The 13,376-nt window shown below is 66.7% G+C and carries 12 protein-coding genes; 9 read left to right on the forward strand and 3 right to left on the reverse strand.

Annotated elements, in window-relative coordinates:
- Positions 1 to 47: 47 nt before the first annotated feature.
- Positions 48 to 1,592 carry a flavin-containing monooxygenase gene (locus EF834_RS12740; RefSeq protein WP_127947585.1) on the reverse strand — a complete coding sequence of 515 codons (1,545 nt, stop codon included), beginning with the start codon at positions 1,590 to 1,592 and terminating at the stop codon, positions 48 to 50.
- A gap of 215 nt (positions 1,593 to 1,807) precedes the next feature.
- On the opposite strand from EF834_RS12740, the gene EF834_RS12745 reads away from it, so the two are divergent.
- The gene (locus tag EF834_RS12745) at positions 1,808 to 2,545 is read left to right on the forward strand and encodes an enoyl-CoA hydratase/isomerase family protein (RefSeq protein WP_235871156.1); all 738 of its coding nucleotides are present in this window, start codon (positions 1,808 to 1,810) and stop codon (positions 2,543 to 2,545) included.
- A complete protein-coding gene (locus EF834_RS12750) occupies positions 2,542 to 3,411 on the forward strand; it encodes a 3-hydroxyacyl-CoA dehydrogenase family protein (RefSeq protein ID WP_127947587.1) in 870 nt (289 codons plus the stop codon). Before EF834_RS12745 ends, EF834_RS12750 begins: the two co-directional genes overlap by 4 nt.
- Positions 3,412 to 3,461: 50 nt before the next feature.
- Here EF834_RS12750 and EF834_RS12755 read toward each other — a convergent pair whose 3' ends face one another.
- Positions 3,462 to 3,902, reverse strand: a complete 441-nt coding sequence (locus tag EF834_RS12755; protein ID WP_127947588.1) for an SRPBCC family protein — start codon at positions 3,900 to 3,902, stop codon at positions 3,462 to 3,464.
- A 69-nt stretch (positions 3,903 to 3,971) separates the two neighbouring features.
- On the opposite strand from EF834_RS12755, the gene pepN reads away from it, so the two are divergent.
- The 7 genes from pepN (at position 3,972) to EF834_RS12790 (ending at position 12,784) form a co-directional block, all read left to right on the forward strand.
- Complete coding sequence (gene pepN / locus EF834_RS12760; protein ID WP_127947589.1) at positions 3,972 to 6,470, forward strand: aminopeptidase N; 2,499 nt, start codon at positions 3,972 to 3,974, stop codon at positions 6,468 to 6,470.
- 462 nt (positions 6,471 to 6,932) lie between these two features.
- Positions 6,933 to 7,694 (forward strand): ABC transporter permease, encoded by a 762-nt coding sequence (locus tag EF834_RS12765; RefSeq protein ID WP_127947590.1) that lies wholly within the window; start codon positions 6,933 to 6,935, stop codon positions 7,692 to 7,694.
- Positions 7,695 to 7,841: 147 nt separating this feature from the next.
- Positions 7,842 to 9,491, forward strand: coding sequence for an alkaline phosphatase D family protein (locus tag EF834_RS12770; protein WP_206615275.1), 1,650 nt, complete (start codon positions 7,842 to 7,844; stop codon positions 9,489 to 9,491).
- Positions 9,488 to 10,777 carry an alkaline phosphatase family protein gene (locus EF834_RS12775; protein ID WP_127947591.1) on the forward strand — a complete coding sequence of 430 codons (1,290 nt, stop codon included), beginning with the start codon at positions 9,488 to 9,490 and terminating at the stop codon, positions 10,775 to 10,777. Before EF834_RS12770 ends, EF834_RS12775 begins: the two co-directional genes overlap by 4 nt.
- Before the next feature lie 75 nt (positions 10,778 to 10,852).
- The gene (locus tag EF834_RS12780) at positions 10,853 to 11,239 is read left to right on the forward strand and encodes an ArsR/SmtB family transcription factor (RefSeq protein ID WP_127947592.1); all 387 of its coding nucleotides are present in this window, start codon (positions 10,853 to 10,855) and stop codon (positions 11,237 to 11,239) included.
- Positions 11,236 to 12,321, forward strand: coding sequence for an ACR3 family arsenite efflux transporter (gene arsB / locus EF834_RS12785; protein ID WP_127947593.1), 1,086 nt, complete (start codon positions 11,236 to 11,238; stop codon positions 12,319 to 12,321). The genes EF834_RS12780 and arsB overlap by 4 nt, the downstream gene beginning before the upstream one ends.
- 46 nt (positions 12,322 to 12,367) lie before the next feature.
- Positions 12,368 to 12,784 (forward strand): arsenate reductase ArsC, encoded by a 417-nt coding sequence (locus EF834_RS12790; RefSeq protein ID WP_127947594.1) that lies wholly within the window; start codon positions 12,368 to 12,370, stop codon positions 12,782 to 12,784.
- Between the two features lie 83 nt (positions 12,785 to 12,867).
- On the opposite strand, the gene EF834_RS12795 is transcribed toward EF834_RS12790, so the two are convergent.
- Complete coding sequence (locus EF834_RS12795; RefSeq protein ID WP_127947595.1) at positions 12,868 to 13,347, reverse strand: ArsI/CadI family heavy metal resistance metalloenzyme; 480 nt, start codon at positions 13,345 to 13,347, stop codon at positions 12,868 to 12,870.
- Positions 13,348 to 13,376 lie beyond the last annotated feature (29 nt).

Here is a 13,376-nt window from a genome sequence, read left to right on the forward strand (position 1 = left end):
TACTGAGAACGGGCCGCACCTCTAGGGTGCTGGGTACGCACGATCCGTCAGTCCGGCCGGGCGAGGTCGCGGTGCGATCGCGTCGGCGCCGGTTCCGCCGTCGAGAACGTCAGGGTCCCGTCGTCGACCGGGGTGTCCCGCAGTACGGCGACGTCCCTGTAGTAGTCCATCTGCAGGTTCCACGGATCCTCGGTGCCGGCCTGCGGCCACAGGCTCAGAGACCGCTGGATGTACCCGGCGGCGAAGTCGAGCAGCGGCCGCGTCGGCATGTCGGGCCGGTCGTTCTCGGCGACGGCGACCGTGGCGCCGCGGCGATCCATTTGTGTCAGCAACCGGCACAGGAAGTCCGCGACCAGGTCGACCTTGAGTGTCCACGGGGCGTTGACGTAACCGACGGCGAACGAGAAGTTCGGGATGTCGGAAAGCATCGTTCCCTTGAACGCCAGCCGTTTGGTGATGTCGATGGGTTCGCCGTCGATGCTCAGTTGGACGCCGCCGAGCGCGAGCAGATCGAGCCCGGTCGCGGTGACGATGATGTCGGCGTCGAGGTGCTTTCCGGAGCTGAGCGCGATGCCGGTCTCGGTGAACGTCTCGATCGTGTCGGTGACGACCGATGCCTTCCCCTTGCGGATCGTCTTGAACAGGTCGCCGCCCGGCACGACGCAAAGGCGCTGGTCCCACGGGTTGTACCGGGGGTTGAAGTGGGTGTCGACGTCGAAGCCGGCCGGCAGCATTCGCTTGTTGAGCCACCGGATGACGGCCCGCATCTGCCGAGGGAAGCGTCGGCACAGCTTGTAGAGCCAGACGTTCTGCGCGATGTTCTTCTTGCGGGTGAGCCGGTACCCGCGTTCGTCGCCGAGGATGCGCCGGAACACGTCGTAGAGTGCATCCTCCGCGGGCAGCGGGATGATGTACGTGGGTGAACGCTGGAGCATCGTGACGTGTTCGGTGGCGTCGGCCATCGCCGGGATCAGCGTGACGGCGGTCGACCCGGACCCGATGACGACGACCCGCTTGCCGGCGTAGTCCAGGTCCTCGGGCCAGTGTTGGGGATGCACGATCTGTCCGGTGAACCGGTCCGCACCCGGGAACTCGGGTGTGTAGCCCTTGTCGTAGTTGTAGTAGCCGGCGGCGCAGAAGAGCCAATTCGCGGTGAACGTCACCGTCTTGTCGCCGTCGCCGACGCGGGCGGTGACCGTCCAGCGGGCGTCCGCTGGTGACCAGTCGGCGCGGATCACTTTGTGGTCGTAGCGAATACACCCCTCGATGTCGTACTCGCGAGCGGTTTCGCGGATGTAGTCGAGGATGTCGGCGGCCGGCGCGAGTGCTTTGCGGCCCTTCCACGGCTTGAAGTCGTACCCGTAGGTCTGCACATCGGAGTCGGAGCGGATACCCGGGTACCGGAACAGGTCCCAGGTGCCGCCGGAGGCCGCGCGGGACTCGAGGATCATCAACGACCGCTCGGGGTGTTCCCGGCGCAGTCGTGCCGCGACCCCGATCCCGGACAGCCCGGCCCCGACGATGAGGACATCGACGTGGGTGGTTTCGACCGAGCGGTTCTTGGTTCGTCGTGCGGGGCGTGCGGGGCTCATCGAATCCTCCGGGTGCGCTTGCTGGGAACCTCTTCTGTCCTGCACGATATCCCGATCGGTCGCTTTTGCGAGACCGACGCGGGCAGATTCTCGCGGCGGAGTACCGTTTGCTCGCAGCGATGATTCCCATTGTCGTTCCAGTCCCCACCCGGGACTTGTCGTTCCAGCCCCTACCAGGGGCGACGGGACTGTCCACCTGGACAAGGAGAGGCGCCGTGACCACTTTCGCCACCCTCGACGTCTCCGAGCAGCCCGACCGTGTCGTCGTCACCCTCGACCGACCCGCACAACGCAACGCCATCAACGCGGAGATGATCGGTGAGCTGCACAAGGTCTGCGCGCGCCTCGAGGCGGAGCCGAAGCTACTGCTGCTCACCGGCCGCGGAGACCATTTCGCGGGCGGCGCCGACATCTCTGAGCTGCGGGCCCGCGGCCGTGACGACGCGCTCGCCGGGATCAACCGCAACCTGTTCGACCGGATCGGGCGGCTGCCGCTGCCCACCGTCGCCGCCGTGAGTGGCTTCGCCCTCGGAGGCGGAGCCGAACTGTCCTACGCGTGCGATATTCGCATCGCCACCTCGACCGCGAGGTTCGGCAACCCCGAGCCGGGGTTGGGAATCATGGCTGCGGCGGGAGCGAGTTACCGACTGCCGCAGCTGGTGGGCACGTCGGTGGCCAAGCAGGTTCTGCTCGGCGGGCACGTGCTCGATGCCGACGCCGCCCTGCGCACCGGCCTCGTCCTCGAGGTCGTCGATCCCGGAACTCACGTCGAGGCGGCCCACCGGCTGCTCGATCGCATCGCTCGTTTCGCGCCGCTCGCGCTGCGTCTGACCAAGACGATCGTCGACGTCCCCGGCGCGCACCCGTTCGCCGACGACATCGCCCAGGCGGTGCTGTTCGAAACCGACGACAAACGCGACCGCATGACCGCATTCCTGGAGAGGAAGACATGACCGAGATCCACGCCCCCGCTCGAGTGGCGGTGGTCGGTGGCGGCCGCATGGGCGCGGGCATCGCGCAGGTCTTCGCCACCCTCGGAAGCGAGGTTGTCATCGCCGAGACGGGCGATCAGGCGGCCGCCCGTGCCCGGGTGGCCACCGGGCTGAGCCGCGCCGACGAGCGGGGCAAGCTGATCGGTTCCACCCCGGACGAGATCCTCGAGCGCGTCTCCACCGTCTCCGCACCGTCGGAGCTGCCTGATGAGGTCGACCTGGTGGTCGAGGCGGTCCCGGAGAATCCGGGGCTGAAGATCGAGGTGCTCGCAGCGATCGACAAGACCGTCCGCGCCGACGCTGTGATCGTCAGCAACACCAGCTCCCTGTCCATCACCGAACTCGGCGCCGCCCTTAATGATCCGAGCCGGTTCCTCGGGATGCACTTCTTCAACCCCGTGCCGGTGTCGGCGCTGGTGGAGGTCGTGACCGCCCCCGCGACCGCCGACGCGGTGATAGACCAGGTCGTCGCATGGGTGGCTCTGCTGGGTAAGACCGAGGTGGTGATCAACGACTCCCCCGGTTTCGCCACCAGCCGCCTGGGCGTGTGCCTGGGGCTGGAGGCGATCCGCATGCTGGAAGAGGGAGTCGCCGACGCCGCCGCGATCGACCGCGCCATGGAACTGGGGTACCGCCACCCGATTGGACCGCTGCGCTCCACCGACCTGGTCGGCCTCGACGTGCGACTGGCGATCGCCGAACACCTGGCTGCCACCCTCGGTCCGCGTTTCGAGCCGCCGAAACTGCTGCGTGAGAAGGTGGGGCGGGGTGAACTCGGACGAAAGTCCGGCCAGGGCTTCTTCTCCTGGACCGGTCCGGGGTTCTGACGCCGGGGTCTTCGGCGGACGTCACTACCAGCTCGGCCCATAGATCACGGTCAGTCTTCGATCGCCGACTTGATCCGTAACGCGAACGCGGGGGCATCCTTTCGGGCCGCACGGACCGCGAGTGGTGCGATGACCTTGCCGATTCCGTGACCCTCGAGCTCGTTGAAGATCGTCACCTTCGTCCCATCGCCGGACGGTTCCAGGTCGTAGCCGCCCTCGACTGCGGTCACGACGTTCTTCGACCGCTCGGACCACCGAATGCGTCGCGGTGCTTCGAATTCCGTGATCTCGAACTCGCGCTCGGTGGTCACGCCTGCGTCCTTGACCGTGCTGGCGAAGACGGTCCCCACGCCAGGCGGTCCGGGCGTCTTCTTGGCGATCTGCTGAACTCTGGGACTGAACTTCGGATCGTTGGTGCCGGCCGCGAGGAATTCGAACACCTTGTCGATGGGCCGATCCACCACCGTCGTGCCTTCGAAACGTGCTGACATGTCGGGCCCCGTTCGATGCGGTTGACCTTAGACCGTTCGGACTCTACTAGCGGTGGCAGGATCGAGGGCGTGAGTATCGCGAATCTGACCCGTGCCGAAACCGCAGCGCGATCCTCGGGAGTGACTGTCCGCTCCTATCGGGTCGAACTGGACGTCACGGGCGCACCCGACGGCACCGAAGCGGGGTTCCTCACCACCACGACAGTGGAGTTCGACTCCTCCGCAACCGAGACTTGGCTCGACTTCATCGGCCTCGAGATCCGTTCCGTGATCGTCAACGGTCAGTTCGTGGACGTCGACTACGACGGCGCTCGGATCGCGCTGCACGGTTTGCGGCGGTCCAACACCGTCGTGGTCAGCGCCGTGGGTGAGTACAGCCGTTCCGGTGAGGGCCTGCACCGTTTCCACGATCCGGTCGACGGGCAGACCTACCTCTACACGCAGTACGAACCGGCGGACGCGCGACGGGTGTTCGCGTGCTTCGAGCAGCCGGACATGAAGGCGCCGTTCACGTTCGCGGTCGCCGCGCCGAGTGGCTGGGAGGTGACATCGAACCGGTCGGCGGCGATCGCCGAGGACGACGGGGACGGTCAGACGGTGGAGTTCTCCCCCACCCTGCCGATCTCCACGTACATCACGTCCATCGTCGCCGGTCCCTATCATCGTGTCGAATCCGTCTGGCGTCGTGGTGATCTCGAAGTTCCCTTGGGGATACTGTGTAGAGCATCGCTCGCACGCTACCTCGACGCCGACACGATATTCGAGGTCACGAAACAGGGCCTCGACTTCTTCGCCGAGCACTTCGACTACCCGTACCCCTGGGGCAAGTACGACCAGGCGTTCGTGCCCGAGTACAACCTCGGCGCGATGGAGAACCCCGGTTGCGTGACGTTCACCGAGGCGTACGTCTTCCGAGGTGCCGCCACCGCAGCCCAGTACGAGGCGCGCGCCAACACGATCCTGCACGAGATGGCGCACATGTGGTTCGGGGACCTCGTCACGATGGTGTGGTGGGACGACCTGTGGCTGAAGGAATCCTTCGCCGACTACATGGGGGCACTCGCGAGCGCGGAGGCCACCGAGTGGAGCGACGCATGGGTGGCCTTCGCGAATCGGCGTAAGGCATGGGCATATTCGCAGGACCAACTTCCGACGACACATCCGATCGTCGCCGACATCGTCGATCTCGAGGCCGCGAAACTGAACTTCGACGGCATCACGTACGCGAAGGGGGCGAGCGTTCTCAAACAGTTGGTCACCTACACGGGACGGGACGCATTCTTCGAGGGTGTGCGCCGCTACTTCCGAGACCACGCTTTCGGTAACACGACACTTGCCGACCTGCTGGCGGAACTGTCGGCGGGCTCGGGCAGGGATCTGGGGTCCTGGGCGGGGGCGTGGCTGCAGACCACTGGGGTGTCCACCCTGACCCTCGAGTCCGGCGCCGACGGGCTCGAGATCGTGCAGACCGATCCGCGGCCACACCGACTCGCGGTCGGCCTCTACGACTTCGACGACTCGGGCGACCTGGTGCTCCGGGACCGGATGGAACTGGATGTGGACGCCGAACGCACGCCGGTCTCGTTGCCGGATGCGGCTCTGCGCCTGCTCAACGACGGCGACCTGACCTACGCGAAGGTGCGCCTCGACGAGCAGTCGCTCGATGCTGTGGAGAACTCGCTGAGCCGTGTCGTCGATCCGCTCGCCCGCGGGCTGATCTGGTCCGCCCTGTGGAACGCCACCCGCGACGGTGAACTCGATCCCGCCCGGTATCTGTCGATCGCAAAGGAGTTCGTGCCGGCAGAGACCAATATGGCTTTGTTGACGACGGTCCTGGCGAACGCGTCGTTCGCGATCGGCCACTTCCTGCCCGTCGCCGAGCGGTCGCCGTGGAGAAGCGTCTGGCTCGAGACCAGTTGGAATGCAATGAACGAATCCGGTCCCGGATCGGGCGCTCAGCTGGCATGGGCGCGCGCGGCAGCGGCAGCGGCTGTCTTCGATGACCGCCGAGCCACCGCCATCCGCGAGATACTCGCCGGCGACCGCCCGGCACCGGACGGCCTGTCCCTGGACCCGGACCTGAGGTGGGCGCTGTGGACGGCGCTGTCCGCGACCGGGTACGCCGACCCGGATGATCTCGACGGCGAGTTGACGCGCGACGACACCGCGTCGGGCCGCACTGCACAGCTACGCGCCCTCGCGGCGCGCCCGGATGCGGAGGTGAAGGCGCGGGCCTGGGCCTCGGCGCTCGAGGACACGGCGCTCAGCAACGATCACCTCGACGCGGTCATCGGTGGATTCCGGGCGGGGGACCGACGGGATCTGGTCGCCCGCTACGACGACGCCTACTTCGCGGTGATCCGCGACGTGTGGGCGCAGCGCAGCATCGAGCTGGCTCGGCGCATCGTCCTGGGACTGTTCCCGGCATCGGAGTCTCTCGACCGGGTCGACTCGTGGCTCGATGCAAACGCGGACGCGCCCGGTGCTCTGCGCCGCCTGGTGATCGAACAACGCGATCACCTCCGCAGGGATCTGGACGTTCGATCTCGGAATGTTAACGACGGATAACGTTGCCTTTGCCCGAACAAGACCAGAGTTTCCTTCCTGTAATAGCTCGTCTGTCAGCCCTTTCTCAGCTTGGAATCCGTTCCGACGCTCGGCTACACATGCATTGGCGCCAAGAACGGCGGCACGACGAAGCACTCGCTTCACAGCTGGAAAGAGGTAGGAATATGGAAACCGGTTCGGTCGACATGGACACGGTCGTCGCGGGTGCGGACGCGGTGGGAGCGGTCGCTGGAGTCGTCTCCGCTGTCGGTCTGCTCGCTGGACTCTTCGTCTAATACGTGTGGCCGGTATCGGCCAATCAGTTCGGGCCCGAAGCCGTTCGTCGGCTTCGGGCCCGAGCCGTGTTCGACATGTGCTGTGGTGACGCCGGTTAGGCGACATTCTTGGGTCCGTTTCGGGCGGTAGGCTGGCAGCGGTCACAACCCCGAGTGGGCTCGAGTGCACGTCGCTGGGAGGCGCGTCATGAGCACCGCCTTGGCGACTCCCGGTCTCGCCCTGTTCGCACTGTGCGTCGTCATGGTCGCGCTCACGGCGGTCGTGTACCAGTTCGCGGGCCTCGGCAATCCCCTGACCGCGCCCTGGGCGGCGGCTCGCGGTGCGGTTCAGCTCACTGCGGTGTCACTGATCTTGGCCGCAGCGCTCATCCATCTCTGGTCGTCGTTTCTGGTTCTGGCTGCGATGTTCGTTGCGGCAGCGGTCACGGCGGGCCGACGAGCGAAGGCCGGCCGGTCTGCGGCGTGGCTGTCGGTGGCGCTCGTATCCGGTATCGGGTTGGTGATTCCGCTGATGTTGGTCAGCGGGGTGGTGCCGATGACGGGCGTGGCACTGGTGCCCATCGGCGGCATCGTGATGGGCAATGCGATGATCGCGACGGCACTGGCCGCCAAGCGTGGTCTCGACGCGATCGAACTACGGATTGGTGAGGTCGAGGCGGGCCTGAGCCTGGGCCTGAGTGTCCGGGATGCGCGCATGGAGGTGGTCGGATCCGCGGTGTCGGATGCGCTGCTGCCCGGGGTGGACCAGACCCGAACGGTCGGTCTGGTGACATTGCCCGGCGCGTTCGTCGGGGTGCTGCTCGCGACCGAGTCCGCGGTCCAGGCGGGTGCCGTGCAGATCCTCGTCCTCGTGGCCCTGCTCCTCGCCCAGACGTGTTCGGTGGCGGTCGCGATCGAACTCGTCGCTCGCGGGATCGTCGACCGCACCGGGACTCGCACGTTGCGCTGAGAACCTTCTCAAATCGAACATCGTGTGAACACTCGAGAATTCACACGGATGAGAGTTGAACCACGTTACGAGTTGTGCTGTGATCCTCCGGTGCTAGATAACAACGAGATCACTGGCGTGAGCCGACGCGGCGTGTTGCGTGGGTCGATGGTGCTGGCGGGAGCCGGACTGGTCGCCGCCACGACTACGGGACAAGCCCAGGCCCAGGCCCCGGCCGAGGGCTCGACACCAGGGTTCGTCCACGGTGTGGCGTCGGGCGATCCCCTCCCCGACCGGGTAATCATCTGGACCCGCATCACCCCCTCCGGTGACGCGCTGCCGGGCTCGGGCGTGGGTCAGATGGTCTCGCTGTCCTGGCAGGTCGCGACCGATCCGGAGTTCGCGAACGTGGTGCGGAGCGGCACCGCGAGCACCGGCCCAGAGGCCGACCACACCGTGAAAGTCGACGTCACCGGGTTGCGCCCCGGCACCGGGTACTTCTACCGGTTCACGGCGCTCGGGCTGACGTCTCCGGTCGGACGCACGCGCACCGCCCCCGCGGACGACGCTGATCTCAGCGCCCTCAGGTTCGGCGTCGTGTCGTGCTCCAACTGGGAGGCCGGCTACTTCGCGTCCTACCGGCACCTTGCCGCGCGTGACGATCTCGACGCGATCCTGCACATGGGTGACTACATCTACGAATACGGTCGCGGCGAGTACGGCGGCAAGGACGGCTCCGTTCGACTGCACGATCCGGAGCACCCGATCGTCTCCCTCGCCGACTATCGGATCCGGCACGCGCAGTACAAGACCGACCCCGATCTGATGGCATTGCATGCCAAGTTGCCGTTCATCGTGACGTGGGACGACCACGAGAGCGCCGATAACGCCTACGTCGGCGGCGCCGAGAACCACGATCCGGCCACGGAGGGCGATTGGGGCGCGCGCAAGGCCGCATCGACACAGGCCTACTTCGAGTGGATGCCGGTCCGCGTCAACGGCACGGGCAGCGACGCCGCGCTCTACCGGCGTTTCCGGTTCGGCAATCTCGCCGAGCTCTCCATGCTCGACCTGCGCACTTACCGCAACGAACCGTCCTCCCCCGCTGGCGGGTGGCGCACCATCGACTCCCCCGATCGGACGATCACCGGCCGTGAGCAGATGGAGTGGCTGACCGGCGGTATCGTCACCTCGCCGACGCAGTGGAAGCTGGTCGGCAACCCGGTGATGATCTCACCCGTCATGTTCCCGCCGCTCGACCGCAACACGACGGCGGCGCTCACCGAATTGGCCGGTCTGCCCGACGAGGGGATCCCCTACGGCACCGACCAGTGGGACGGCTATCCAGCGGACCGGCGCAGACTCTATGACGCGATCAGCGCGAACGGGGTCCGCAATACGGTCTTCCTCACCGGCGACATCCACACCTCCTGGGCGTGCGACCTGCCGGTGGATGCGGCGAATTACCCGGCCGCGGGCACGGTCGGCACCGAGTTGGTGGTGCCGTCGGTGAGCTCCAACAACATCGACGAAATGTTGGGCGTTCCGCCGCGCACCGCCACCCTCCTCGCCGAGGAGGCAATCAAGACGACCAACCGTCATGTGCGGTACGTCGAACTCGACTCCCACGGCTACACCGTGTTCGAGGTGAACAAGCAAGGGGCACAGATGGACTGGTTCTACATCAACGATCCGGCGGATCCGAACGCCACGTCCCGGCACGCGATGAGCTACCGGGTCGCCGACGGCACCCAGCAGGTCCATCCGGTCGCGGCCCCGCTCGATCCCGCGGGCTACCGTCCGGGAGCGGGCGCATGAGCGGCGCGCTGAGCCGCCGGAACGTGCTGATCGGCGGAACCGCGATCGCGGGCGGCATCGGACTCGCCGGATTGGCCAGGTCGGGAGCGGCCGGTGCGCAGGTTGCCACCGCCACGGCCCGTGCGGACCTCGACGTTCACGTGCTGGTCGTCGACGGCATGCGCCCGGACGAGCTCAACGCATCGCTCACCCCGAACCTCACGGGTCTCGCGGCGGACGGCACGCGGTACCAGAACGCGTCCGCGATCATGGTCGCGGAGACGCTGCCCAACCACGCGGCGATGATGACCGGAGTGCTGCCCTATCGGAACGGTGTTCCCGCCAACAAGATCTACGACCCGGAGGTCGGCGACGAGCGGGAACTCGGTCGTGCGAGCGACCTGCGGGCGTCGACGGTGCTGGGCCGGCTCCGCACCGAGCTGGGGCTGACCACCGCGAGCGTTCTGTCCAAGGACTACCTGCACGGGCTGTTCGGCGGCCAGGCGTCGGTGGAGTGGGATCCGTTCCCGCTGCTGCCGATTACCGATCATGCGCCCGACCACTTCACCACCGAGGCGCTCATCCAGATCGTCGGTGAGCATTCGCCGCGAATGACCTTCACCAACCTCGGCGACGTCGACCGGGTCGGCCACATGGACGTGTCGGGGACCTCGATCCGGATCGCACGTCACGCGGCCCTGCGTGGCACCGATGCCGCGGTGCAAAAGTTCGTCGACTTCCTGCGCGCGTCGGGACGCTGGGAGCGCAGCGTGCTGATCGTACTCGCGGACCACTCGATGGACTGGTCGTCGCCCTTGGGCCTGATCGGTCTCGATCACCCGCTGAACACGGATCCCGCTCTCGCCGGACGGATCCGGATCGCCCAGAACGGCGGCGTGGACCTGGTCTACTTCGTGGGCGACGACGCGGAGCGCGCCGATGCCGTCGAGCGGATCAAGCGCATCGCCCTCGGAGTCCCCGGGGTCGAGTCTGTCCATAGCCCAGCGGAATTCGATCTCGGTGACCTCGCCGGTGACGTCGTGGCGCTGTGTGCTCCTGGTTGGCGGTTCAGCGATCCGACGCCGCTGTCGAACCTGATCCCGGGCAACCACGGCCACACCGTGACGTTGCCGATCCCGTTCTTCGTCGCCGGCGGACATCCGATGGTCGGTCGAGGCCTCGAGATAACCGACGTGCAGGCCCGCACCATGGATGTCGCACCGACCGTCGCCAGCCTGTTCGGTCTCTCTGCGCCCGAGGGCGGTTGGGACGGCGCGAGCCGCATCGAGGGCCTGGTCGTCGCCTGACGACCGAGGCCCGGCGCCACGGCCGCAGCGGGTGCACCGGTTGAACCCTGATTCGATATTTGTAAATATAGATAGGTGTCGAATCAAGAGCAAGGGGACGGTGCACCGTGCTGCTCGCCGCTGGTACGGGAGCCGCTGACGGACGATTGGGCCGGGGATCTGGCCCGGATGTTCAAGGCGCTCGGTGATCCGGTGCGTCTGCGGCTGCTGTCCCTCGTGGCCTCCCACGCCGGGGGTGAGGCATGCGTGTGCGACATCTCGGACTCGTTCGATCTCTCGCAGCCGACCATCTCCCATCACCTGAAGGTCCTGCGTGAGTCGGGTCTGCTGGACTGCGAGCGCCGCGGCACCTGGGTCTACTACTGGGTGGTTCCGTCAGCGCTGCAGCAACTGTCGACGGTGCTGCTGCCCGAGGGTGAACCGACCACACCGTCCGCCGCGGGCGCGGAGGTGACGGCATGAGCGAAATCGCCACTGCCGCCGAGCCTTCGGCCGTCGTCGGCAAGCTCTCCACCCTCGATCGGTTCCTGCCGGTGTGGATCGGTGTCGCGATGGTTGCGGGTCTGCTACTCGGCCGGATGATTCCCGGTATCGGGGACGTGCTCAGCGCCGTCGAGATCGACGGGATCTCGCTGCCGATCGCGCTGGGGTTGTTGATCATGATGTATCCGGTGCTGGCGAAGGTCCGCTACGACCGCCTCGACACCGTCATCGGCGACCGCAAACTCTTGATCGGGTCGCTGCTGTTGAACTGGGTGCTCGGCCCTGCGCTGATGTTCGCCCTGGCCTGGATCTTCCTGCCGGACCTGCCGGAGTACCGGACCGGGCTGATCATCGTCGGCCTGGCCCGCTGCATCGCGATGGTGATCATCTGGAACGACCTTGCCTGTGGTGACCGTGAGGCCGCCGCAGTTCTCGTCGCGATCAACTCGGTGTTCCAGGTGATCATGTTCGCCGCCCTCGGCTGGTTCTACCTCTCCGTCCTGCCCGGCTGGCTCGGACTCGAGCAGACCACCATCGATACCTCGCCCTGGCAGATCGGGAAGTCGGTGCTGATCTTCCTCGGTATCCCGCTACTCGCCGGCTACCTGACCCGCCGCTACGGCGAAAAGGCCCGCGGCCGTGCCTGGTACGAGGAGCGGGTGCTGCCACGCATCGGGCCCTGGGCCCTCTACGGCCTGTTGTTCACGATCGTGATCCTCTTCGCCCTCCAGGGCGAACAGATCACCTCACGACCTCTCGACGTCGTGCAGATCGCGATCCCGCTGCTGGCGTACTTCGCGATCATGTGGGGCGGCGGCTACCTGCTCGGCGCCTTCATGGGACTGGGGTACGAGCGCACCACCACCCTCGCGTTCACCGCCGCGGGCAACAACTTCGAGTTGGCCATCGCGGTCGCGATCGCCACCTACGGCGCCTCGTCCGGGCAGGCGCTGGCCGGTGTCGTCGGTCCACTGATCGAGGTGCCGGTCCTGGTCGCCCTGGTCTACGTCTCGCTTGCCCTGCGCAAACGCTTCGCACCCGTCCACACCACTACCGCCTGAGCGACTTCCACTACTCCGCTCCCTTCGAAATCTGAAAGGACAGTGCATGTCCACAACACCGAGCGTGCTGTTCGTCTGCGTCCACAACGCGGGCCGTTCCCAGATGGCCGCCGGGTTTCTCACGGCGCTCGCCGGGGATCGGATCGAGGTGCGCTCCGCCGGTTCCGCGCCCACCGAACAGGTGAACGCGGCCGCCGTCGAAGCGATGGCCGAGGTCGGTATCGACATCTCCACCGCGAACCCGAAGATCCTGACCGTCGACGCGGTGCAGGCCTCCGACGTGGTGATCACGATGGGCTGCGGCGACACCTGCCCGATCTTCCCCGGCAAGAGCTATCGCGACTGGGTCCTCGACGATCCGGCCGGCCAGGGCATCGACGCGGTCCGGCGGATCCGCGACGAGATCAAGACCAAGGTCGAGGCCCTGATCGCCGAGCTGATCTCGCAGCCCGCCACCTGCTGACCGGGATCACTTCGAGGCGACGAGCGTCGATACGAAGCGAGTGTCGACCGCCGAATGGGGCGGTCGACACGCGCTTCACGTTTTCAGCAACAGGACTTTGCGGCGGTCGCCTTCTCGCCTGTGGCGGCGGTGCCGCAGCACACGCCACCGTCGGCGTCGGCCGGATGCTCGAGGCGCTGGGGGCTCGATCCGAACGTCTCTGAGTCGGCAAGCACGGTGTAGACCTCCCACCTCTCCCCAGCCGGCCCGGTGACCCACACCTTGTCTTGGGTCGCGAAGCAGCAGGTCGTGCCGATCTCTTCGTCGGTGAACAGGCCCTCATCTGTCAGGCGGGCAATCTCCGCGTGCACCTCCTCCGAAGACTCCACCTCGACTCCGAGGTGGTTGACGGTGCCGCCCTTGCCAGGGTTCTCGAACAACACCAGCTTCAGCGGGGGCTCCGCGATCGCGAAGTTCGCGTACCCCGGCTTCAGCTTCGCGGGCTCGGTGCCGAACAGCTTGGAGTAGAACGTGACGGCCTCCTGCAGGTCGTCGACGTTGAGTGCCAGTTGAGCGCGTGACATGACAGCCTCCACGTATGCGACATATGTCG

The organism is Rhodococcus spongiicola (genome assembly GCF_004011835.1).
Classification (GTDB): domain Bacteria; phylum Actinomycetota; class Actinomycetes; order Mycobacteriales; family Mycobacteriaceae; genus Prescottella; species Prescottella spongiicola.

Excerpts from the sequence above, each read along its gene's own strand:
- EF834_RS12795 (WP_127947595.1), bottom strand. The coding sequence starts at position 13,347 with ATGTCACGCGCTCAACTGGCACTCAACGTCGACGACCTGCAGGAGGCC.
- EF834_RS12750 (WP_127947587.1), top strand. The coding sequence starts at position 2,542 with ATGACCGAGATCCACGCCCCCGCTCGAGTGGCGGTGGTCGGTGGCGGC.
- EF834_RS12775 (WP_127947591.1), top strand. The coding sequence starts at position 9,488 with ATGAGCGGCGCGCTGAGCCGCCGGAACGTGCTGATCGGCGGAACCGCG.
- EF834_RS12770 (WP_206615275.1), top strand. The coding sequence starts at position 7,842 with ATGGTGCTGGCGGGAGCCGGACTGGTCGCCGCCACGACTACGGGACAA.
- EF834_RS12740 (WP_127947585.1), bottom strand. The coding sequence starts at position 1,592 with ATGAGCCCCGCACGCCCCGCACGACGAACCAAGAACCGCTCGGTCGAA.
- EF834_RS12765 (WP_127947590.1), top strand. The coding sequence starts at position 6,933 with ATGAGCACCGCCTTGGCGACTCCCGGTCTCGCCCTGTTCGCACTGTGC.
- arsB (WP_127947593.1), top strand. The coding sequence starts at position 11,236 with ATGAGCGAAATCGCCACTGCCGCCGAGCCTTCGGCCGTCGTCGGCAAG.
- EF834_RS12790 (WP_127947594.1), top strand. The coding sequence starts at position 12,368 with ATGTCCACAACACCGAGCGTGCTGTTCGTCTGCGTCCACAACGCGGGC.
- EF834_RS12755 (WP_127947588.1), bottom strand. The coding sequence starts at position 3,902 with ATGTCAGCACGTTTCGAAGGCACGACGGTGGTGGATCGGCCCATCGAC.